At 71.7% G+C, this 22,450-nt stretch carries 20 protein-coding genes; 9 read left to right on the top strand and 11 right to left on the bottom strand.

The window, feature by feature from the left end:
- The first annotated feature begins 66 nt into the window (after window positions 1-66).
- Complete coding sequence (locus ADK65_RS36480; protein WP_078956321.1) at window positions 67-759, top strand: TetR family transcriptional regulator; 693 nt, start codon at window positions 67-69, stop codon at window positions 757-759.
- Window positions 760-811: 52 nt separating this feature from the next.
- On the opposite strand, the gene ADK65_RS36475 is transcribed toward ADK65_RS36480, so the two are convergent.
- Window positions 812-1,795 (bottom strand): helix-turn-helix transcriptional regulator, encoded by a 984-nt coding sequence (locus ADK65_RS36475; protein ID WP_053675951.1) that lies wholly within the window; start codon window positions 1,793-1,795, stop codon window positions 812-814.
- A gap of 62 nt (window positions 1,796-1,857) precedes the next feature.
- Between ADK65_RS36475 and ADK65_RS36470 the strand changes: the two genes are divergently transcribed.
- From ADK65_RS36470 to ADK65_RS36450, 6 genes are all read left to right on the top strand, one after another.
- The gene (locus tag ADK65_RS36470; protein ID WP_053675949.1) at window positions 1,858-3,363 is read left to right on the top strand and encodes an MFS transporter; all 1,506 of its coding nucleotides are present in this window, start codon (window positions 1,858-1,860) and stop codon (window positions 3,361-3,363) included.
- A gap of 176 nt (window positions 3,364-3,539) precedes the next feature.
- Complete coding sequence (locus tag ADK65_RS36465; protein ID WP_053675947.1) at window positions 3,540-4,301, top strand: DeoR/GlpR family DNA-binding transcription regulator; 762 nt, start codon at window positions 3,540-3,542, stop codon at window positions 4,299-4,301.
- Window positions 4,298-5,245, top strand: coding sequence for a 1-phosphofructokinase (pfkB, locus tag ADK65_RS36460; RefSeq protein ID WP_053675945.1), 948 nt, complete (start codon window positions 4,298-4,300; stop codon window positions 5,243-5,245). The genes ADK65_RS36465 and pfkB overlap by 4 nt, the downstream gene beginning before the upstream one ends.
- 154 nt (window positions 5,246-5,399) lie before the next feature.
- Window positions 5,400-7,478 carry a PTS fructose transporter subunit IIABC gene (locus ADK65_RS36455; RefSeq protein WP_053675943.1) on the top strand — a complete coding sequence of 693 codons (2,079 nt, stop codon included), beginning with the start codon at window positions 5,400-5,402 and terminating at the stop codon, window positions 7,476-7,478.
- A gap of 116 nt (window positions 7,479-7,594) precedes the next feature.
- A complete protein-coding gene (locus ADK65_RS38725) occupies window positions 7,595-7,753 on the top strand; it encodes a hypothetical protein (RefSeq protein ID WP_159038872.1) in 159 nt (52 codons plus the stop codon).
- Window positions 7,754-7,881: 128 nt separating this feature from the next.
- Window positions 7,882-8,529: a hypothetical protein gene (locus ADK65_RS36450; protein ID WP_159038871.1), complete on the top strand. Its 648-nt coding sequence runs from the start codon at window positions 7,882-7,884 to the stop codon at window positions 8,527-8,529.
- Here ADK65_RS36450 and ADK65_RS36445 read toward each other — a convergent pair.
- The 4 genes from ADK65_RS36445 to ADK65_RS36430 form a co-directional block, all read right to left on the bottom strand.
- Entirely contained in the window at window positions 8,526-9,272 is a 747-nt protein-coding gene (locus tag ADK65_RS36445) for a DUF6227 family protein (RefSeq protein ID WP_053675939.1), read from the bottom strand. The two genes, ADK65_RS36450 and ADK65_RS36445, sit on opposite strands and share 4 nt — an antisense overlap.
- 191 nt (window positions 9,273-9,463) lie before the next feature.
- Window positions 9,464-10,681, bottom strand: a complete 1,218-nt coding sequence (locus ADK65_RS36440; protein ID WP_078956320.1) for a L,D-transpeptidase — start codon at window positions 10,679-10,681, stop codon at window positions 9,464-9,466.
- 166 nt (window positions 10,682-10,847) lie between these two features.
- On the bottom strand, window positions 10,848-11,876 hold the full coding sequence (locus ADK65_RS36435) for a P1 family peptidase (protein WP_053675934.1): 1,029 nt from the start codon (window positions 11,874-11,876) through the stop codon (window positions 10,848-10,850).
- 100 nt (window positions 11,877-11,976) lie between these two features.
- The gene (locus tag ADK65_RS36430) at window positions 11,977-13,209 is read right to left on the bottom strand and encodes a low temperature requirement protein A (RefSeq protein WP_053675932.1); all 1,233 of its coding nucleotides are present in this window, start codon (window positions 13,207-13,209) and stop codon (window positions 11,977-11,979) included.
- Between the two features lie 56 nt (window positions 13,210-13,265).
- On the opposite strand from ADK65_RS36430, the gene ADK65_RS36425 reads away from it, so the two are divergent.
- A complete protein-coding gene (locus tag ADK65_RS36425) occupies window positions 13,266-13,445 on the top strand; it encodes a hypothetical protein (protein ID WP_053675926.1) in 180 nt (59 codons plus the stop codon).
- 49 nt (window positions 13,446-13,494) lie between these two features.
- Here the strand turns inward: ADK65_RS36425 and mscL are convergent, their stop codons facing one another.
- The 6 genes from mscL to ADK65_RS36395 form a co-directional block, all read right to left on the bottom strand.
- Window positions 13,495-13,953, bottom strand: coding sequence for a large conductance mechanosensitive channel protein MscL (gene mscL / locus ADK65_RS36420; RefSeq protein WP_053675924.1), 459 nt, complete (start codon window positions 13,951-13,953; stop codon window positions 13,495-13,497).
- Between the two features lie 117 nt (window positions 13,954-14,070).
- Window positions 14,071-14,661, bottom strand: a complete 591-nt coding sequence (locus ADK65_RS36415) for an RcpC/CpaB family pilus assembly protein (protein WP_420709150.1) — start codon at window positions 14,659-14,661, stop codon at window positions 14,071-14,073.
- Between the two features lie 225 nt (window positions 14,662-14,886).
- A complete protein-coding gene (locus tag ADK65_RS36410; protein WP_053675922.1) occupies window positions 14,887-15,747 on the bottom strand; it encodes an S-methyl-5'-thioadenosine phosphorylase in 861 nt (286 codons plus the stop codon).
- A 77-nt stretch (window positions 15,748-15,824) separates the two neighbouring features.
- A complete protein-coding gene (locus tag ADK65_RS36405; protein WP_053675920.1) occupies window positions 15,825-16,142 on the bottom strand; it encodes an FmdB family zinc ribbon protein in 318 nt (105 codons plus the stop codon).
- A gap of 67 nt (window positions 16,143-16,209) precedes the next feature.
- Window positions 16,210-17,502 (bottom strand): MFS transporter, encoded by a 1,293-nt coding sequence (locus ADK65_RS36400; protein ID WP_053675918.1) that lies wholly within the window; start codon window positions 17,500-17,502, stop codon window positions 16,210-16,212.
- Between the two features lie 269 nt (window positions 17,503-17,771).
- The gene (locus ADK65_RS36395; RefSeq protein ID WP_053675916.1) at window positions 17,772-19,301 is read right to left on the bottom strand and encodes a potassium/proton antiporter; all 1,530 of its coding nucleotides are present in this window, start codon (window positions 19,299-19,301) and stop codon (window positions 17,772-17,774) included.
- A gap of 238 nt (window positions 19,302-19,539) precedes the next feature.
- On the opposite strand from ADK65_RS36395, the gene ADK65_RS36390 reads away from it, so the two are divergent.
- Entirely contained in the window at window positions 19,540-22,392 is a 2,853-nt protein-coding gene (locus tag ADK65_RS36390) for a penicillin acylase family protein (RefSeq protein ID WP_053675914.1), read from the top strand.
- Window positions 22,393-22,450 lie beyond the last annotated feature (58 nt).

The following is a 22,450-nucleotide window of genomic DNA, read 5'->3' as shown; positions in this document are numbered from 1 at the left end:
CCGTACCTGAACCACGGGGTGGCCCGCCAGTGGCAGATTGTGTCACATGGGCATAGCCTGCCGAGCGTGAGCAGCACCACCCCGACCCCGCCTGCGTCCTCACTGACCGAGCGGCGGAAGGCCGAAACACGTATGGAGATCGCCCGGGTGGCGGCCGGTCTCTTCGTACGGAACGGCCTGCGCGCCACCCGCGCGGAGGACATCGCCCAGGCCGCCGGTATCGCCCCGCGCACCTTCTACCGGTACTTCGCGACCAAAGAGGAAGCCGTCGCACCCCTGTACGCGACCGGTGCCCGGCGCTGGGTGGAGGCGGTGCGTGCCGCTCCCCCCGACGCCGGTGTCCTGAGCGCACTGGAGCAGGGGGTGCACCACACCCTCACTCCGGGCGTGGGCGTCTCCGTGTCCTCGTGGGAGTGGGTCCGCACACTCCTGCGCCTGGCCGAGGCGACCCCGTCCCTGGGCAGGGTGTGGGCGGAGGTGTGCCATGCGTCGGAGCGGCGTCTGGGGGAGGTGCTGGCGGAACGGGTGACACGTGCAGGGTCCCCGGAGACCGGCGGCGGCGACAACGTTGCCGTGACCGGTGAGCCGTCCGTGGTCAGCCCCGACCTGCGCTTCGCCGCCGCCGTCGCCGGTGCCGCCGTACGGGCCGCGCTGGAGGCGTGGGCCGCGGGGGACGGCCCCGCCGAGGGGCCGGACGGTCCGGCGGAACTCGCCCTGCGCAATCTCGCGGCACTGCGGGACTTTCCGTGGGAGCGGTGACGCGGCCCGCGGGGGCGGTGCCAAGACGCACTGGGGGCGGTAAGGCGACGACTCACGCCCCGCCCGCGTCCGGCGCCCCGGCCGCCTTGCTCAACCGTGCCCCCAGCTCCCGGACGGCCGTCACGAGCTGGTCCGGCTCGTGCACCACGAAGTCGCACTCCAGCATCGCCAGCCGCAGCGCCACCCACTGCACGGCGTCGCCGACGGATCCCCGCAGCCTGCAGCCGCCGTCGTCCAGCGGCTCGGGCGTGCCCAGCCAGGCGGGCACCCGGGCGGCGACGAAGTCGGCCGGTGCGGCGAAGGTGACGTCGAAGTCGTAGGTCCGCTGCCGCCGTTGCATCGAGCGCCGCAGGTACTCCGCCGCGTTCCCGGTCGGCAGCTCGCGCGGCGCGAAGCGGGCTCCGGTGGCGAACGGCTCGCTGACCCGGTCGACGCGGAACGTGCGCCAGTCGTCCCGGTCGATGTCGTACGCCACCAGGTACCAGCGGCGGCCCGTGGACACCAGCCGGCAGGGCTCCGTCAGGCGCCGTGACTCGGTGCCGTCCGCGGCCCGGTAGGCGAACCGCAGCCGCTCGTGCCCGGCGACCGTCGAGGCCATGACGGTCAGCGTCTCGGGCGCGATGCTGGGCCCGTCCCCGCTGGTCAGGGGCGTCGTCGCGGCCTGGAGGGTGGTCACACGGTGGCGCAGCCGGCCGGGCAGGACCTGCTCCAGCTTGGCCAGGGCCCGCACCGAGGCCTCGTCCAGGCCCTCCACCGCGTGCCCCGCCCCGGCGCGCAGCCCGACCGCGATGGCCACGGCCTCCTCGTCGTCGAGCACCAGCGGGGGCATGGCCTTTCCGGCGACCAGCCGGTAGCCGCCGTCGGCGCCCTTGGTCGCCTGCACGGGGTAGCCGAGTTCGCGCAGCCGGTCGATGTCCCGCCGCACCGTGCGGCGGGAGACCCCGAGCCGCTCGGAGAGCTCGCCGCCGGGCCATTCACGGGGTGTCTGCAGGAGGGAGAGGAGCGTCAGCAGCCGGGCCGGAGTATCCGTCGTCATACCGACGAGGATGCCGGACCACTAGGACACGATCTGACCTATTGGGGGTCTAACTTCACAGCATGAACTCCACCGACACCACCCTCGGCACGGCGGGCGGCGGGACCGGCCGCCGGCGCTGGTTCGCCCTCGCGATCGTGATGACCGCGGCCTTCATGGACCTCGTCGACGTGACCATCGTCAACATCGCCATCCCGTCGATCAGGCGGGAGTCCGGCGCCTCCTTCAGCCAGATCCAGTGGATCACCGCCGGTTACGCCCTCGCCTTCGCCGCGGGCCTGATCACCGGTGGGCGGCTCGGCGACATCCACGGGCGCAAGCGGATCTTCCTCGTCGGCATCGGCGGGTTCACGGTCGCCTCCGCGCTGTGCGGCCTCGCGGTGAACCCGGAGATGCTGGTCGCCTCGCGCTTCCTGCAGGGCGGCATGGCGGCGCTGATGGTGCCGCAGGTGCTGTCGATCGTGCACGCCACCTTCCCGGCGCACGAGCGCGGCAAGGTCTTCGGGCTGTTCGGCGCGGTCGTCGGCCTCGGGGCCGTGTCCGGTCCGCTGCTCGGCGCGCTGCTGACCGAGTGGAACCTGTTCGGCTGGGAGTGGCGGTCGATCTTCCTGATCAACCTGCCCGTCGGTGTCGCCGGACTGATCCTCGGCAGCCGCTTCATCACCGAGTCCAAGGCGCCGCGCGCCCTGAAGCTGGATCTGGTGGGCGTCGCGCTGGTGACGCTGGGCCTGTTGACGCTGCTCTACCCGCTCATCCGCGGCCGCGAGCTGGACTGGCCGGTGTGGGGATACGTCCTGATGGCCGGCTCGCTCGTCGTCCTCGCGGTGCTGGTGGCGTACGAGAGGCGCAAGACCGCGCGGGACGGTTCCCCGCTGGTCGAGCTGTCGCTGTTCAAGGTCAAGAGCTTCGCGGCCGGGATCGCCGTGCAGACCGTCTTCGGTGTCGCACTCGGTGTGTTCTTCCTGGTCTGGACGCTGTACATGCAGGAGGGGCTGGGCTGGAGTCCGCTGAAGGCGGGCCTGACCGGGGTGCCGTTCTCGATCGCCGTGTCGGTGGCGGCCGGGATGTCGGTCCAGAAGCTGGTCCCGCGCTTCGGCCGCAAGGTGCTCCAGGCGGGCGCGCTGGTGATGGCGGCCGGGGTGCTGCTCTACATCGGGGAGTCCGGGCACTACGGCCTGGCCATAGAGCCCTGGCAGATGGCGCTCCCGCTCGTCGTCATGGGTGTCGGCATGGGGCTGATCGTCGCGCCGCTGACGGACGCGATCCTCTCGGAGGTGCCGCGCGAGCACGCCGGATCCGCGTCGGGGCTGATCAACACCGTGCAGCAGATGGGCAACGCGCTGGGGCTCGGCCTGGTCTCGGTGGTGTTCTTCGGCTCGGTCTCCGACCGGCTGCGGCCGGAGCAGGTCGGTCCGGCCTTCGTGGACGCCTTCCAGAACGCGCTCGGCTGGGTCGCCGCGGTGCTGGGCGCCATGTTCCTGCTGATGTTCGCGCTGCCGAAGCGGCCCGCCCAGCATGTGGAGGGCGAGCAGGCGCCGGCGGGGGAGAAGGAAGCGGTGCTGGTCTGACCGCGGGAAAACGGGCCCGGCACCTCGGTGCCGGGCCCGTTCGCGTGTCCGCTCCCGTCTCCCTTCCCGCTGTCCCGTCATGCCCGATTGGGTCCGAACCTGTTTACTTTGCGGAAATCTCGGCGTAGCCTCCCGCTGAAACCACACGTTCGGGCATGAGGCGGAGGTGAACGGACATGTATGCACCGGAGCGGCAGCAGGAGATCCTCCGGCTCGCCCGTGACGGCGGCCGAGTGGACGTCGTGTCGCTGGCCGAGGAGTTCCAGGTGACGGCGGAGACGATCCGCCGGGATCTGAAGGCCCTCGACCGTGCCGGACTGGTCCGCCGGGTGCACGGCGGGGCCATCCCGGCCGGGCGCCTCGACTTCGAGCCGGATCTCGCCGAGCGCGAGACGACCGCCGCCGACGAGAAGGACGACATCGCCAAGGCGGCCCTCGCGGAACTGCCCGGCGAGGGCACGGTGATCCTCGACGCCGGGACGACGGTGGCCCGGATGGCCGACACCCTCCCCCTCGGAGCCTCCCTCACCGTCGTCACGCACAGCCTCCCCATCGCGGCCCGCCTCGCCGACCACCCCGGCATCCAGCTCCACCTCATCGGGGGGCGCGTACGGCACCGCACGCGCGCCGCCGTGGACGCCTGGGCGCTGCGTGCGTACGGCGAGATCCGCGCCGACGTGCTGTTCGTGGCCGCCAACGGCTTCTCCGCCGAACACGGCCTGACCACCCCCGACCTCGCCGAGGCCGCCGTGAAGCGCGCGGCCGTGGCCGCCGCCCGACGGGTGGTGCTGCTCGCCGACTCCTCCAAGCACGGCCAGGAGCACTTCGCCCGCTTCGGCGACCTGAGCGATGTGGACCTGCTGATCACCGACAGCGGGCTGAGCCCCGAAGACGCCGTCGCGATCGAGCGCGGCGGCACGGAAGTAGTGCGCGCATGATCCTCACCGTCACCCCCAACCCGTCCCTGGACCGCACCTACGAGGTCCCGTCCCTCGACCGCGGCGAGGTCATCCGCGCCACCGGCGAGCGGATGGACCCGGGCGGCAAGGGCGTGAACGTCTCGCGCGCCGTCGCCGCGGCCGGTCGGCGCACGGTGGCGGTCCTGCCCCTGGGCGGCGCCCCGGGTGCCCTGGTCGCCGACCTGCTCGACCAGCAGGGCATCGAGGTCGCGCCCGTCCCCGTCGCCGGGGCCACCCGCTCCAACATCGCCCTCGCCGAGTCCGACGGCGTCCTGACGAAGATCAACGCGCCCGGCCCCGAGCTCTCCGGCGCCGAACGCGAACTGCTCCTGGAGACCGTACGGCGGCAGTCCCGCGACGCGTCCTGGATCGCCTGCTGCGGCAGCCTCCCGCGCGGCCTCGCCCCCTCCTGGTACGCCGACCTCGTCGCCCGCGCGCACGCCGCCGGGGCACGGATCGCCCTGGACACCTCCGGGCCCGCGCTGCTCGCGGCCCTGCGCGAGCGGCCCGACGTGGTCAAGCCGAACGCCGAGGAACTCGCCGGCGCGGTCGGCCGCCCCCTCGCCACCGTCGGCGACGCCGTGAAGGCCGCCGAGGAACTGCGCGAGATGGGGGCCCGGGCCGTCCTCGCCAGCCTCGGCGCCGACGGGCAGCTGCTCGTGTCCGAGCAGGGCGCCTGGTTCGGCAGCGCCCGCGTGGCCGCCGTCCGCAGCAACGTGGGTGCCGGTGACTCCTCCCTCGCCGGATTCCTGATCGCCGGGGGCAACGGCCCCGAGGCCCTGGCCTCCGCGGTCGCGCACGGCGCGGCGGCCGTCCAGCTGCCCGGCAGTGTGATGCCGACGCCGCGCGACCTGGACCCGGCGGCGGTGACGGTCACGGCCGAGGTCCCGGCGGACCGAGTGCTGAAGGAGCCGGTGTCATGACGTACGACGAGCAGGGCGCACCGTCGCTCGAGCGACGGGCCCCCTCCCCGTTACTCCCGGTTGCCGCCTCCACCCCCGTCACCCCCCACCGCACCCCCGTCCCCCTCCCCGCCCACCCCTCCCACCGGGCGATACGCGTGCTAAGGAGCCCGCGATGAGCGACATGATCACGGCGGACCTGGTCGATCTCGACCTGTCCGCCGACACCAAGGAAGCGGCGGCACGAGCCCTCGCCGAGCGCATGGTGGCCCTGGGCCGGGTGACCGACCTGGACGGCTTCCTCGCCGACGTGGCAGCCCGCGAGGCCCAGATGCCGACCGGTCTCGACGGTGGCATCGGCATCCCGCACTGCCGCAGCGAGCACGTCACCGAGCCGACGCTCGCCTTCGGCCGCAGCGCCGCGGGCATCGACTTCGGCGCCGCGGACGGCCCCGCCGACCTGATCTTCCTGATTGCCGCGCCCGCCGGCGCGGACGACGCCCATCTGACGATCCTGTCGTCGCTGGCCCGGCAGCTGATGAACAGCGAGTTCACCGACGCGCTGCGCGCGGTGAGCGACGCGCCGGCCGCGGCGGCGCTGATCCGCGGCGACGAGCCGGACGCACCCGCACCCGCGGGTTCCGAAGACCCCGTGGCGTCGGCGGGAGCGGCCTCTCCCGCCGCCGCCACGGACACAGCCGACGCCGGTGACACAGCCGAAGCAGCCGACACCGCTGGAGCCGGGGACGAGGAGCGGCCGTTCCGTATCGTCGCCGTCACCTCCTGCCCCACCGGAATCGCCCACACCTACATGGCGGCCGAGTCGCTGGAGAACGCCGGCCGGGAGGCGGGCGTCGAACTCACCGTGGAGCCGCAGGGATCGGCTGGTTTCACCCGGCTCGACCCCCAGGTCATCGCGGCGGCCGACGCCGTGATCTTCGCCCACGACGTGCCCGTACGGGAGAAGGAGCGGTTCGCCGGCAAGCCCACCGTCGACGTCGGGGTGAAGGCGGGCATCAACCGCGCCGCCGAACTCATCACCGAGGTCCGTGAGAAGGCCGCGCGTGGCGAGGTCACCTCCGGATCCGCCCCGGCCACCCCCGTGGAGCGCGGGGGCGAGGCCGGCGAGGGCTACGGCACCAAGCTGCGCAAGTGGCTGATGTCCGGCGTCAGTTACATGGTGCCCTTCGTCGCCGCGGGCGGTCTGCTCATCGCCCTCGGGTTCGCGATCGGCGGCTACAAGGTCGACAAGGCCCCGTCGGTCATGGACCACTTCCTGTGGACGCAGGCCGACAGCTGGGCGGCCCTGCTCTTCCAGATCGGCGGCGTCGCCTTCGGCTTCCTCGTCCCGGTCCTGGCCGGTTACATCGCCTACGGCATGGCCGACCGCCCCGGCATCGTGCCCGGCTTCGTCGGCGGCATGATCGCCTTCAACATCAACGCCGGCTTCCTCGGCGGCCTGGCGGCCGGTCTGATCGCCGGCGGCGTCGTGATGGCGATCCAGAAGGTGAACGTCCCGGCGGCACTGCGCGGCATCATGCCCGTGGTGGTGATCCCGCTGATCTCCTCGGCGATCGTCGGGTTCCTGATGTTCGTCGTCATCGGCAAGCCCATCGCCGAGGCCCAGAAGGGCATGACGGACTGGCTGAACGGCCTGTCCGGCAGCAACGCGATCCTGCTCGGCGCCCTGCTCGGCCTGATGATGTGCTTCGACCTCGGCGGCCCCGTCAACAAGGTCGCCTACACCTTCGCCACGGCCGGTATCGCGGTGGCCAGCCCCAGCGACTCGGCGATGAAGATCATGGCCGCGGTCATGGCGGCCGGTATGGTCCCGCCGCTGGCCATGGCCCTGGCCACGACCGTGCGCGGCAAGCTGTTCACCCCGACCGAGCGCGAGAACGGCAAGGCGGCCTGGGTGCTCGGCGCCTCCTTCATCTCCGAGGGCGCGATCCCCTTCGCGGCGGCCGACCCGCTGCGCGTCATCCCGGCCTCCATGGCGGGCGGCGCGGTCACCGGCGCCCTGTCGATGGCCTTCGGCGCCACCCTGCGCGCCCCGCACGGCGGCATCTTCGTGGTCCCGCTGATCGGCAACCCCTTCCTCTACCTGGTCGCCATCGCCGCGGGTGTCTGTGTCACGACGGCCCTGGTCGTCGTCCTGAAGGGCATGCGCAAGCCGGCCCCGGGCGCGGCCCCGGCCTCCGGCGAGGGCGGCGAGGTCCGGGCGACGGAGACGAAGCAGCCCGTCGCGGCGTGAGGCGGAGCGGGTTCGCCCCATTCGGGGCGTGTGAACCGTTCATGCCACCTGCGAGATAGATCACGAAAATCACGGCCCGGGACCGAAGTCCCGGGCCGTGGTGTCTACTGGGGCGCATGCCCGAGCACGTCTCCCGTCGACCCGACGGCCACCGCCTCCCCGCCCTCCCGCAGCAGCGGCAGACGGGCTCCCGGTCGGAGTCCGTGGAGCTGACCGCCGAGGAGAGAGACGCCTTCGCCGAGCTGGTGCGCCGACTGGGTGACAGGGCGGCCTAGCGCCCCTGCGGCGGTCACGCCGCTTCCGCGCTCGCCGTCCCGCCTCTCCGGTTGCCGAGCCCTGCGCGTCGGCTCACAGTCGTGCTGAGGTGAGGCGTATGCGGGCTCGTCCCCGCACGGTGGCCGTCATGACCGTGACCCTGCTGGGCGTTGTCTCCGGATGTGTGGGTGGAACCGAGGGGAGTGCCCCGTCGTCGCCCGCCGCCCGGGCCACGGTGTCGGAGTCGGCTTCGCCCATGGCGTACACCAGCAAGGCGTTCGCCGTGCCCTTCACGGTGTCCGTCCCCGCCTCGCTCGGTACGCGCCCCGCGCAGGACACCCGCACCTTTCTGACCTGGGACAGGTCGGAGAGCGACAAGGTCAGGTTCCTGCTGCCGGTGGTCGTGTACCCGCCGGGCAAGAACGAGCCCGTCAAGCCACCGGGCAGCTACCGGGCCTATCTGGCCCTCCTGCGCGGGCTGACCGACTATCACGCGAAGTGGCGGGACAGGGTGGGGACCAAGGTCGACGGGCATCCGGCGACGCTGATGACCGCCACCACCGACTGGTCGCTCAACGGCACTCTCGGCTGCCCCGAGGCCGACGGGGACGCTCACGACGACTGCTACGGACTGCAGCCGGAGTACACGCAACGACTGGCCGTCATCGACATCGGCGCACGTACCCCCTTGGTGTCCTGGACCACCGTGAACACCGACCAGCAGCGGGACACAGCGGCTGAGTTCGCCCGTTTCGAGGCGATGCTGCGCAGCGTCAGGTTCTCGGACGCGAGCTAGGACAACTGCGCCGCCCGCCGCTCCATCGCCTCGCGTGCCGCGTCCTCGGTGGCGTACACCTCACACATGTGGCGGCCGTCCGGCGTCGCCGTGTGTTCGACCTCCCAGAGGGAGACCTCGTCGCCGTCGCGCAGCAGGAACGCGTGCTCGTAGAGCGAGAAACCCAGCCCCACCCGGCCCGCGCGGCACGGCCGGCCGAAGGCCTGGGTGATCTGGTGCCCGGACGCCGTGGCCAGCAGCGCCGCCGTGTCCACGCCCGGCCGGTCCACGTTCTCCGCCCGGCGCAGTAACCTGCGCGCGTGGTCCGCCGAATTCTCCGCGGCGTACGCGTGCCGCGGGGTGGGGACCGGTGACAGCTGTACCGTCACCGGCAGTTCGAAGTCCGGGGTGTCCGGCGGCAGCGGCAGCCGCGCGGTGGCGGCACGCAACTCCTCCTCGTCGACGTACACCTCGTGCTGCGGTTCGCTGCCCGGCGCGGTGTTGTGGACGAGCTCCCACAGGGTGAGCGCGGAACCGTCGGCGAGCAGCCAGGTGTGCCGGTACGTCTCCCGGTGCAGGCCCGCGCTGTGGTGCGCGGAATGCAGCGAACCGTCGTGCGCCAGGGCGCAGTCCAGGCGCCTCATCGCCTCGTCCGGTAGCTCGAAGGAGTTCAGGGCGCGGCCGAGGAGTCGCGCGAGGTGCTCCTCCGGAGTCTCGGGCGAGTCGTGGGGTTCGTACGCTGCCGTCTCGTACGGAACGCTCAAGGTGTCTCCCGGCGTTGCTGCATGTCACCTGGTGGGTGCATACCGTAGCCCCTCGGTCGGACATCATGTCCGGGAACCGAGAAAACGTACGTCCGGGAAAACGCGCGGGCCGCGCGAAAAGTTCCCGCGCGGCCCGTTCGGTCCGGCAAAGTCCCCAGTTGGGAAGGTTCTTCAGCCGATTCGCCGAGAGGTCAGGAAGCGCTGTCCGCGGTCCACTGGCTCCACGCCATGTTCCAGCCGTTGAGCCCGTTGTCCGGCGCCACCGTCTTGTCGGGGGAGTTCTTCACGATCACCACGTCCCCGATGAGGGAGTTGTCGTAGAACCACTTGGCGGGCGTGCTGCCGCCGGCTCCCTGGACGTCGGCGAGGCCCACGCAGCCGTGGCTGGTGCCCTGGCGGCCGAAGGGCGGGTTGCCCTTGTTGTACCAGTAGTTGCCATGGATGAACGTGCCCGACGTCGTCAGGCGCATCGCGTGCGGCACGTCCGGGATGTCGTACTCGCCGCCCAGCCCGACCGTCCGGCTGTTCATCCGGGTCTGGACGAACTTCTCGGAGATCACCATCTGCCCGTTGTAGGTGGTGTGCTCCGGGCTGCCCGCCGAGATCGGGATCGTCTTGAGGGTCTTGCCGTCCCGGACCACCGTCATCGTCTGGGTGTTCACGTCGACCGTGGAGACCTGCGAACGGCCCACCGTGAAGGTGACCGTCTTCTTCTGCACGCCGTAGACGCCGTTCGCGCCCTCGACCCCGTCCAGGTCGATCTTCATCGTGACCTTGGAGCCGGCCTTCCAGTACTCCTGGGGCCGGAAGTCGAGCCGCTGCCCGTTGAACCAGTGCCCGACGACCTGCTGCCCGCTGCTGGACGTCACCGTGATGTGCGACTGCACGGCCTTGCGGTCGGTGATGGCCTTGTCGAAGGTGAACGACACCGGCATCCCCACGCCGACCGTCGTGCCGTTGTCCGGCGTGTACGTGCCGATGAAGCTGTTGGACGTCGTCACCGTCGTGAAGATGGAGTTGGCCGCGGCCGTCCGGCCGTCCGCGTCCTTGGCGGTCGCGGATATCTGGTACTTGGTCCCGCGCTCCAACTGCTCCTTGGGCTTCCAGACCTTGCCGTCGCCGGAGACCGAGCCCTCGACGACCTGCCCGCTGCCCGCCACCGTCATCTTCACGTCGGTCAGCTTCCCGTCGCTGACCTTCACGCCGGTGGAGTTGATGGACGCGCCGGTCGAACCGTCCTTCGCCGAGATGGCGATCTTCGCGACGGACGTCTTGGTGCCGCCCTCGCCGCCCTTGTCGTCGTTCTTGGCGTTGGCGCGGCCACCGCAGGCGGTGAGGGTCAGGGCGCCGACCACCAGGGCGGCACAGGCCCCCAGAGTGCGCCGCGCTGAAATGTTCGGCGTTGTCACGGGCTGCTCCCAGTTCGTGTGATGTTGCGTGATCCGCTCCGGTACGTGGGAGTAGAGGGGCCCGGGGGCCGGTCGGGTTCCGTCCGTTCCCCATGAAGGCCGTCACGTGACAGAACCGCGACAAATTCCGGGTCCGCTGTGCATCCGCTGTGCGCAGCGCGCCTGTTCAACGGCCCGCGTACAACTCCGTGTACGACGGCCACGCCCCGCCCGGACCGTCCACCGGCTCCGCGGCCCGCACCGCCCGCACGATCGCGCGCGTCACCACGTCGGCGCCCGCCGCCAGGACCTCGTTCAGGGCGAGCGGGTCCGCGGCGTCCAGGGCGCGGCCGCCGGTCGCCAGGGTGAACACCGTGTCCCCGTCGTTGAGGAGATGCACCGGACGCACCGCACGAGCGATGCCGTCGTGCGCCGTGCAGGCCAGCTTCTGCGCCTGCGCCTTGGACAGCTCCGCGTCCGTGGCGACCACCGCGAGGGTGGTGTTGAGCGGCGGTGGCGTGCTCCTCGCGGCCGTCTCGGCCAGGCGCCGCTGCGCCGCCGCGTGGACCTCCGCCCCCGGGTACTCCACCCGCCCCTGGAACAACTCCCCGTACAGCACCCCCGTTTCCGGATCCACCGTCGACCCCGCCGCGTTGGCCACCACCAGCGCGGCCACCGTGATCCCCGAGCCGAGCACCGTGCTCGCGCTGCCGACGCCGCCCTTCACCACCCCGGTCACGGCTCCCGTGCCCGCGCCCACGCACCCCTGGGGCACCGGGGCGCCCGGCTCGCTCGCCGCGGCCGCCTCGACCGCCGCCCGGCCGGTCGCCGCGTCCGGCCGGGCCCGGAAGTCACCGCCCCGCCCCAGGTCGAACACGCACGCGGCGGGCACCACCGGCACCACATGCGCGGGATCCGCCCCGACCCGGATCCCGCGCCCCCGCTCCTCCAGCCAGGCCATCACCCCCGCAGCGGCGTCGAGACCGTAGGCGCTGCCGCCGGTCAGCACGACCGCCTCCACCTTGCGCACCACGTTGCGCGGGTCGAGCGCGTCCGTCTCCTTCGTGCCGGGCCCGCCGCCGCGCACGTCCACGGCGGCCACCGCCCCGCCCTCCGGGGCGAGGACGACCGTGGTGCCGGTGAGCCAACCGTCGCCGGTGCGTGTCGCGTGCCCCACCCGCAGGCCGGAGACATCCGTCAGTGCGTCAACTGTCATGAGCCACAGTCTCGTCCAGCAGCCGGTCCCGGTGGAGGCGCCGAGCCGGTGGGTGCCGCGTCAGGCCTCGACGAGCGCGTGGCGGGAAGTGCGCAGGCCCTCACCCCATGCGTGTGGCCGGCCCGCTCTCCCCGGCCGTCCGGCGCGCGGCCACCGTCTCTCCCGCCACCACCGACAGCGCGCACACCACACCTGCCGCGAACACCGCCCAGTGCCCGAGGAACGTGCAGCAGATCACCAGCAGGGCCGTCGCCGGCAGCACCACCTGCTGGGTGATGCCCCGCTTGAAGTGGCGCGAGTGCAGGACCCACACCGTGAGCAGGTACAGGGCCGCCGGCAGGGTCACGGCCGCCGACGCCGCCAGCGTGGAGAGGTGCGCCTTGCCGACCGTCTCCTCCACCGCGACTTCGATCCCGGCCCCGATCGCCGCCGCGGAGGCGAACACCAGATAGTGGCCGTAGCCCCACAAGAACGCCTGCCGATTGGATCGCAGATGGCCGTGGACGGGCACCACGAAGTAGATCCACCAGGCCGCGAAGACGATCAGCAGCCCACCCGCCGCGATGGGGAGGAGCTCGCCCAGCGCGTCGTTCTCGTCGATGCCGGACTTCACCGCGACCGTGGCCGCCGCGATCGTCTCGCCCAGCACGATGATCGTGAACAGCCCGTACCGCTCCGCGATGTGCCGGGGGTGCCACGACGTGGTGTGGCCCCTCTCCGCGAGGGGCGGCACGCACATCTCCAGCAGCGCCATCACCAGGAACCACCAGGGCCGCGCCCCCTCGGGCAGGAACAGCAGCCCCAGCCAGCCGGCCTGGCACGCCAGCACGCCCCCGGCGTAGCGCAGGGCGGTCGTGCGCTCCGGGCCCTCCCCGGCCCGGGCCGCCCGCAGCCACTGAGCGGCCATGGCCACCCGCATGATCGCGTAGCCCAGCCAGACCACGAGGTACTCGTGCTCCTCGAACGCCCGCGAGACCCCCGCCGCGAGGACCAGCACACCCGCGATCTGCACCAGTGTGACGACCCGGTAGAGCACGTCGTCGTTGTCGTACGCCGAGGCGAACCAGGTGAAGTTCATCCACGCCCACCACACGGCGAAGAACACCATCGCGTAGTCGAGGATCCCCTGGCCCGCGTGCCCCTCGGCGACGGAGTGCACCAGCTCGCTGCCCGCCTGGGCGACGGCCACGACGAAGCACAGGTCGAAGAAGAGCTCCAGTGGCGAGGCCGCCCGGTGCGCCTCGTCGCGGCCACGGGCCCGGAGCCTGCGCAGCGGTCCCCGGCCGCCTGGTGCGCCGGAGGGGACGGGCGGGGGAGCGGGGCTGGACGTCATGCGTCCCAGCACAGCAGAAGGCACGGGGAATTTCTCCGCGACCGTACCCTGGTTGCATGAGTACCGTCCCCGGCCCCGAGCCGCGCGAGCCGAAGCCCGCGCTGGTCTTCGACGACCCGCTCGACCAGCAGTCCTCCGACGACACCGACCGCGGATGGGGCGAGCGCACCGACTCCGGCGGCAGCGCGGCGGACCTCAAGCGCTTCCTGGACGAGAAGCCGCCCCACCACATCTGAACCGGCCGGGCGGCCGCCCGCAGCGCTCGTCCGGCCGCCCGCAGTGCCGTTACGGCCGGTCGTGTCCCGAGCCGCGCTGGGCGACCAGGGCGTCCCGGATCTCCTTCAGAACCTCCAGCTCGGTCACCTCGATGATCTCCTGCGTGCCCTCCTTGGCCTTCCGGCGCGCCTCCTGCCGGGCCAGGTACTTCGCCATGGGCAGGACCATCAGGAAGTAGACGACCGCCGCGGTGATCACGAAGCTGAGGGCGGCGCCCAGAACGGAGCCCCACAGGATCTGGATGCCCTTGTCGCCCTCGCAGGTCGTGCTCAGGCACGAGCTGTAGTGGTCGAGGTTCTTGGTCCCGATGGCTCCGACGACCGGGTTGATGATCCCCTTCACCACGGCGTTCACGATGTTGGTGAAGGCGGCACCGATCACCACCGCCACCGCCAGGTCGACGACGTTCCCGCGCATCAGGAAGGCCTTGAAGCCCTGCAGGATGCTCGGCTCCTTCTTCTCGCTCACCTCGGGGCGTCTCCTCACACGAGCAGCTTGTGGAACAAAACGCTCCGCAACCTACGTCAACGCCGGGCCGAGGCGGGAACCCGGGTCCCTCGACAAGACACCGGGGCTCCCCGACCCTCACCACAGCGTCACCGCCAACCGCCCCGTGGCACCCGCACCGGCCAGCCGCGCGGCCGTGGCCCGCGGAACCGACAGCACGACCAGCGCCCCGCTGTCGTCCGCACCCTCCACCGCCTCCGGAACCTTCGTGACCCTGGCCCCGCGCGCGACCACCCGGGCAGCGCCACCCCGCACCGCCTCCTCGGCGGCGATGACGTCGACCCGGTCACCGGGCCGCAGCAGCCGCACGGTGGCCGCGTCGGAGATCCGGACCGGGGCCGTCACCGACCCGGCGGCACGACGCGGGCCGGCGGGCTGCTGCCCGGGCAGCGTCACCGTGTGCGCGGGAGGTCTGGCCCTCGGATGACCACGGGCCCCGTCGGTGTCGCGCGGGCCCGCCGCCACGAGCGCCGTCGCGGTCACCGCGAGGCCGACGGCCACGGCCCGCCGCCGGTGCCGGACGAGCCGGCCGGAGCGGTGACCGCCGCGCACCCGTACCGGGTCGAACCGCGGTACCTCACGGGTCGCGGGCACCTCCGCCCCGGGCGGGCCCGAGGCGAGTGACCAGGAGGGAGGAGAGGACACGACCGAGGAACGAGCGAAGGGCACGAAGACCACCACCTGCGACGAGGGACCGGCTTGCGCTCCTTACGATGAGGCCTCGCGCCACCGCCCGCTCGAGCCTGTGGATTCCCGACCGACCTGTGGACAACTCCCTCACCCGAACGGGACGCTCCACCACCTCCCCGAACGGGACGCTTCAGCTCCCGAGCCCAGCCTCAGGAACGTCCCCGGCCCTGCAACGCCCCTCGCGCCCCGGCCCGCCCAAGCCCACTACGGCAGAGCGAACCCCGGATCCATCCCGCCCAGCGCGCTCACACACAGACAGTCCCGCTCGTCATCCGCGGGCAGCCCGGCCACCGCGTCGAACAGCACCCCACGCAGCCGGTCCACGTTCGCCGCGAACACCCGGAGCACCTCGTCGTGGGAGACCCCCTCACCCGTCTCGGCACCCGCGTCGAGGTCGGTGACCAGGGTCAGGGACGTGTAGCAGAGCTCCAGCTCACGGGCGAGCGCCGCCTCGGGATGCCCGGTCATGCCCACCACGGACCAGCCCTGCGCCTGGTGCCACAACGATTCCGCACGGGTCGAGAAGCGCGGCCCCTCGACGACGACCAGGGTGCCGCCGTCCACCGGCTCCCAGTCCCGGCCGCGCGCCGCCTTCAGCGCGACGGCCCGCCCGGCGGGGCAGTAGGGGTCGGCCAGCGACACGTGCACCACGTTGGGCACCGAGCCGTCGGGCAGCGGCAGCCCGTCGAAGAAGGTGCCCGCGCGGGACTTCGTGCGGTCGACCAGCTGGTCCGGGACCAGCAGCGTGCCCGGACCGTACTCGGGTCGCAGGCCGCCCACGGCGCACGGGGCCAGGACCTGGCGCACGCCGACCGAGCGCAGCGCCCACAGGTTGGCGCGGTAGTTGATCCGGTGCGGCGGCAGGTGATGGCCCCGGCCGTGCCGCGGCAGGAAGGCGACCCGCCGGCCGGCGACGTCACCGAGGAAGAGGGAGTCGCTGGGCGGCCCGTACGGGGTGTCGACCTGTATCTCGGTCACGTCGTCGAGGAAGGAGTAGAACCCCGAGCCGCCGATGACGCCGATCCCGGCGCCTGCCTGGTCCGTCGCGTTCGCCTTGTTCGCCATGCCCGCACCCTAACCGCAGGCGGAGACGCCGAGGACCCCGTCGCCCGAGGGCGACAGGGTCCCGTAAGAATCAGGCCTTACGCGGCGGTGGTGCTGCTGGAGGAGCTGCCGGTGCTCGACGAGGAGCTCGCAGTGGAGCCCGACGAGCCGGAGTCGGAGGACGACGAGCCCGAGGACGAGGTGCTCGACGACTTCGCCGGGGAGCTGCTCGACGAGGAGCCGCGGCTGTCGTTCCGGTAGAAGCCGGAGCCCTTGAAGACGATGCCGACCGCCGAGAACACCTTCTTCAGGCGGCCCTTGCAGCTGGGGCACTCGGTGAGGGCGTCGTCGGTGAACTTCTGCACCGCCTCGAGGCCTTCGCCGCACTCGGTGCACTGGTACTGGTAGGTCGGCACTGTCTTCCTCCTGGCACTCTCACTCGATGAGTGCTAACGACGATCCATAGTGACGTATTCCGGCCGCTCAGTCCACTGCCACCGGCACGCGGTGACCCACGCCACGTGCGACGGTCCGGCCGTTGCCCCGCGCCACCAGCCGGGAACGCAGGGCCAGGAGGGTCAGCAGGGCCAGCAGAGTGCCGCCCATCGGCACCAGGAAACCGGCGCCCGACCAGAAGCGGTCCTCCAGCTGTCCGGCGACCGTGACGGCGGCGGCCTGGCCGAGCGCCACCGCGCCGGTCAGCCAGGTGAAGGCCTCGGTGCGCGCACCGGCCGGGACCAGACTCTCGACCAGGGTGTAACCGGTGATCAGGGCGGGCGCGATGCACATCCCGACCAGCAGGCCGAGGCCCGCGAGGACCGGCACCGAGTGGGCGGCCCACAGGCCCGACGCGGTGAGGGCGAGCGCCGTGTAGCCGACGACCAGGCGCCGCTGCGGGGCCGCCTTCCAGGCGATCGCGCCGCACACCACGCCGGAGAGCATGTTGCCCGCGGCGAAGACGCCGTAGAGGACGCCGTTCAGACCCGGTTCGCCGATCGACTCGGTGAACGCCGCCAGCGAGACCTGCATGCCGCCGAAGACGGTGCCGATGCCCAGGAAGGTCACGATCAGCACGCGCACGCCGGGGACGCGCAGGGCCGAAGTGTGCTCCACGCGCGCGTGCCCGCTGCCGGCGACCGAGGGCTGCGTGCTCTTCTGCGCGGCGAACAGCAGTCCGCCGATCAGGGTCAGCGAGGCCTCGGTGACGAGCCCGGCGGCCGGGTCGACGGCCGTGCACAGGGCGGTGGCCAGCAGCGGCCCGACCACGAAGGTCAGTTCGTCCGTGACGGACTCGAAGGCCGCCGCGGTGGTCATCAGTGGCGAGTCCTTGAGCTTCACACCCCAGCGGGCCCGCACCATCGGGCCGACCTGCGGCACCGAGGCACCGGTCGGCACGGCCGCCGCGAACACCGCCCACAGGGGCGCGTCCAGCAGCGCGAGCGCCGTCAGCGTCAGCCCGGCGACCGCGTGCAGCAGCACTCCCGGGATCAGCACGGCGCGCTGGCCGTAGCGGTCGGCGAGGCGGCCGCTGTAGGGCGCGAACAGGGCCATGGAGACGCCGGTGACGGCCGCGGCGGCGCCCGCCGCGCCGTAGGAGCCGGTGGTGTGCTGCACCAGCAGCACGATGGAGATGGTCAGCATCGCGAACGGCTGACGTGCCGCGAAGCCGGGGACCAGGAACGTCCAGGCGCCGCGGGTGCGCAGCAGCCGGCCGTATCCCGGGCGGGCGGATGCCGTCGGGTTCTCCGACGGCTTCGAGGTGACCGTGGACGCCACGGCCCGTGCCTTTCTGCCGCCTGGTAGCGCGGCCCCGTAGCGGGCGGCGCCGAGAGCTGTCCTCTTGCGCGGAACTGCGGTAGATGCCGGGGCCCGGTGAGGAGGGGTGTCCCGACCGCCATACGGTCGCGCCAGCTCTGCGTCAGGCAGAGTTGGTTCGATCTGGGTAACGCCTTCATCGTACAGGGATCAAGGTCGGGTGTGCCTGTGAAAGTGAGCACCATGGGGCTGCCGCCCTGTGAATCACAAAGGGCGCAAAACGTCCCCCCTCAGGCGCTCGACCCGCCCGTGCCCAGCCAGCCGGCCAGTTTGCCGCCGTGCCCCACGGCCCGCAGCCGGTTCTCGGTCGCGTCCCGGACGGGGTCCGTGGCGACCACGAGGAGCTCGTCCCCGCGTTGCAGGATCGTCGTGGGCAGCGGAACGAAGGACTCGCCCCCGCGGACGATGAGGGTCACGGCGGCGCCGTGCGGCAGCCGGAGTTCGGCCACTTCCACACCGTGCATCTTCGATTCGCCGGGGATCGCCACGGACAGCAGATGCCCGCGCAGCCGCTCCAGCGGCGCCGACTCGATGCCGAGGTCGGCGGCCTCCGAACCGTCGCCGAGCCGCAGCTTGCGGCCCAGCCACGGCAGCGTCGGCCCCTGGACCAGGGTGTAGACGACGACCAGCACGAAGACGATGTTGAAGATCCGGCGGCTGGCGTCGACGCCCTCCACCATGGGGATGGTCGCCAGGATGATGGGCACGGCGCCGCGCAGTCCCGCCCAGGACATCAGGGCCTGCTCCTGCCACGGCACCCGGAACGGCGACAGGCAGACCACCACGCTCAGCGGGCGGGCCACCATGGTCAGGACCAGCCCGATGACCAGCGCGGGCACGATGTCGTCGCCCAGCTCGTGCGGGGTGACCAGCAGGCCGAGCAGGACGAACATGCCGATCTGGGCCATCCAGCCGAGCCCGTCGGCGAACCCGCGCGTGGCCGGCCAGTGGGGCAGCCGCGCGTTGCCCATCACCATCGCGGCGAGATACACCGCGAGGAAGCCGCTGCCGTGGGCCAGCGCGCCGGCCGCGTACGCCACCACGGCGATCGCCATGACGGCGATCGGGTAGAGGCCCGACGCGGGCAGCGCCACGTGCCTGAGGCCCCAGGAGCCCAGCCAGCCCACCGCGAGCCCGATGGCCGCGCCGATGGCCAGCTCCCCGATGATCACGCCCAGCAGCGTGTACCAGTGGTCGACCGGGCCGGCCGTGGACAGGGAGACCACGAGGATGACCACGGGGGCGTCGTTGAAGCCGGACTCCGCCTCCAGTGTGCCCGTCACGCGCGGGGGCAGCGGGATCTTGCGCAGCACCGAGAAGACGGCCGCCGCGTCCGTCGAGGAGACGACCGCCCCGATGATGAGCGCCTGCCGCCACTCCAGCCCGATCAGATAGTGCGCGGCCGACGCCGTGACCCCGACGCTCACCGCGACACCGGCCAGCGCCAGTGCCGTGGCGGCCGGCAGGGCCGGCTTGATCTCCTTCCACTTCGTGCCCAGACCGCCCTCGGCCAGGATCACGACCAGGGCCGCGTATCCGATGACCTGGGTCAGCTCGGCGTTGTCGAAGTGGATGTCGCCCACGCCGTCCTGGCCCATGGCGACGCCTATCCCCAGGTACACGAGCAGGCTGGGGAGCCCGCTGCGCGAGGAGATCCGTACCGCTGCGACGGCGACGAGCAGGACGAGCGAGCAGACGAGCAGGAGCTGGTTGAGGTGGTGAACAGTCAGCGGCCGAATCCTTCCCTGGCCCGCACGCACGCGCGCGTGGGCTCACGTACATCGCACATGAAGCGGTGGCGCAGCGCGCCAACTACTTCGTTACCTTACCTAAGTCTTGACGATTTCTTGACGCTTCGGCGGGCAAGATCGAACGTCCGTCCGGGCTTGATCCCGACTCCGCGTCAAGGGGTGCAAGGCCCTGCGCCTATCGTTGCTCCAGCGCTCAGTTAAAAGCACAGCCGAACCTGCCGCTCGCGTTAGGACAGCAAGGACAGCGATGCCCACCGACACCACCGCCTCCACGGGTCAGCAGCCCGGCAAGTCCGGCAGGAGAAAGGGGCGCAAAGCCCGACTTATCGTGCTCGTCCTCGTGCTGGCCCTCATCGGGGGTGTGGCGTACGGGTCGTACTGGTCCATCAGTACCGTCCGGGCCTCCTTCCCGCAGACCAAGGGCACCCTGACGCTGAAGGGCCTCTCGGGTCCCGTCGAGGTCAAACGGGACAACTACGGCATCCCGCAGATCTACGCCTCCTCCGACGCGGACCTGTTCATGGCGCAGGGCTACGTCCAGGCGCAGGACCGGTTCTACGAGATGGACGTCCGCCGCCACATGGCCTCGGGCCGGCTGTCGGAGATGTTCGGCAAGAGCCAGGTCGACAACGACGAGTTCCTGCGCACCCTCGGCTGGGACCGGGTCGCCAAGCAGGAGTACGACACCAAGCTGTCGGCGGCCACGAAGAAGTACCTCCAGGCGTACGCCGAGGGCGTCAACTCCTACCTCCAGGGCAAGAACGGCGAGGACATCTCCCTGGAGTACGCGGCGCTGGGCTTCACCAACGACTACAAGCCGCAGGCGTGGACCCCGGTCGACTCGATCTCCTGGCTCAAGGCGATGGCCTGGGACCTGCGCGGCAACATGCAGGACGAGATCGACCGCGCCCTGCTGACCAGCCGCCTCGGCCCCCAGCAGATCGCCGACCTGTACCCGCAGTACCCGTACGACCGCAACAAGGCGATCGTCCAGGAGGGCCAGTACAACGAGCTGGCGGGGGCGTTCGAACAGGGCGGCACGAGCGGCGCGTCCGGCACCTCCGGCGCGAACGGGACCGGCGGCACCTCCACGGGCACGGCGTCCGGCGGCTCCGGGGCGGGCGGCATCGCCTCCGGCACGCCGGGCACCGAGTCCGGCACGGGCGGCGCCGCCTCCGGTGCCTCGGGCACCGCGGGCCTGGACAGCCAGCTCGGCGGCCTCACCCAGGTCCTGGACGACCTCCCGCCGGCCGTCGGCGTGAACGGCGACGGCATCGGCTCCAACTCCTGGGTCGTCGGCGGGGAGCACACCATCACCGGCAAGCCGCTGCTGGCCAACGACCCGCACCTGTCGCCCTCCCTGCCGTCCGTCTGGTACCAGATGGGCCTGCACTGCCGCAGCGTCTCCAGCGCCTGCCAGTACGACGTCAGCGGCTACACCTTCGCCGGCATGCCGGGCGTGATAATCGGTCACAACCAGAACATCGCCTGGGGCATGACCAACTCCGGCGTGGACGTCACGGACCTCTACCTGGAGAAGATCACCGGCAACGGCTACCTGTACGACGGCAAGGTCAAGCCCTTCACGACCCGCGAGGAGACCATCAAGGTCGCCGGGGGCGAGTCCAAGAAGATCGTCGTGCGGCAGACCGAGGACGGGATGCCCCTGCTGTCCGACCGTGACGAGGAGCTCGTCAAGGTCGGCAAGAAGGCCACCGTCGACACCGCCGCACCCGACCGGGGTGACGGCTACGGCGTCGCGCTGCGCTGGACCGCCCTGCAGCCCGGCACCACCATGGACGCCGTCTTCGCCATGGACAAGGCGAAGGACTGGGGCGACTTCCGCAAGGCCGCGGCGCAGTTCGAGGTGCCCTCGCAGAACCTGATCTACGCCGACAACGAGAACCACATCGGCTACACGCTGCCCGGGAAGATCCCGATCCGCGCGAAGAAGGACAACGGCTCCATCCCCGCGCCCGGCTGGGACTCCGGGTATCGCTGGAAGGGCTACATCCCGCAGGACGCGCTGCCCTACGAGTACGACCCGGAGCGCGGCTACATCGTCACCGCCAACCAGGCCGTGATCGACCCGGACAAGTACCCGTACACGCTCACCGCGGACTGGGGCTACGGCGCACGCAGCCAGCGGATCACCGACCTGATCCAGTCGAAGATCAAGGACGGCGGCAAGATCTCCACGGACGACATGCGCCAGATGCAGCTGGACAACAGCAGCGAGATCGCCCGGCTGCTGGTGCCCACGCTGCTGAAGATCGACCCGGAGAACCAGGACGTCCGCGACGCGCAGAAGCTCCTGGAGGGCTGGGACTACACCCAGGACGCCGACTCCGCGGCAGCGGCCTACTTCAACGCCGTGTGGCGCAACATCCTCAAGCTCGCCTTCGGCAACAAGCTGCCCAAGGAGCTGCGGCCCAAGGGCCAGTGCCTGTGGGTCGAGCCGGTCAACACCACCGGCCCGGCCGACGAGGCCGAGAAGGTCCGCGAGTGCGGCCAGCGCGACCCCGACCAGGCCCAGCCGGACGGCGGCGACCGGTGGTTCGAGGTGGTGCGCAAACTCATGGACAAGCCGGACAGCGACTGGTGGACGACCCCCGAGGGAGTGGGCGCCCGCCCCGCCGCCCACGACCGCGACCAGCTGTTCAAGCGGGCCATGATCGACGCCCGCTGGGAGCTGACCGCCAAGCTCGGCAAGGACATCGACACCTGGAGCTGGGGCCGGCTGCACCGCCTGTTCCTGAAGAACCAGACCCTCGGCACCGCGGGCCCCGGTTTCATCCAGTACGCCCTCAACCGCGGCCCCTGGGAGCTCGGCGGCGGCGAGGCCACGGTCAACGCGACCGGCTGGAACGCGGCCGGCGGCTACGGGGTCGTGTGGGTGCCGTCCATGCGGATGGTGGTGAACCTCGGCGACCTCGACAAGTCGAAGTGGATCAACCTCACCGGCGCCTCCGGGCACGCCTACAGCGCCCACTACGTCGACCAGACCGACAAGTGGGCCGACGGCGAACTGCTGCCCTGGTCCTTCTCGGAGCAGGCGGTCGAGAAGAGCACGGCCGACAAGCTGGTGCTCAAGCCGTGAGCCACTGACGCCGGCAGGACGAGCGGCCCTCCACGCACGCGTGGAGGGCCGTTTCGCG

It is taken from the genome of Streptomyces sp. NRRL B-1140 (assembly GCF_001280065.1).
Taxonomy (GTDB): Bacteria; Actinomycetota; Actinomycetes; order Streptomycetales; family Streptomycetaceae; genus Streptomyces.
The sequence above is the reverse complement of the archived record's forward strand: the minus strand, read 5'-3'. Positions and strand labels throughout refer to the sequence as shown.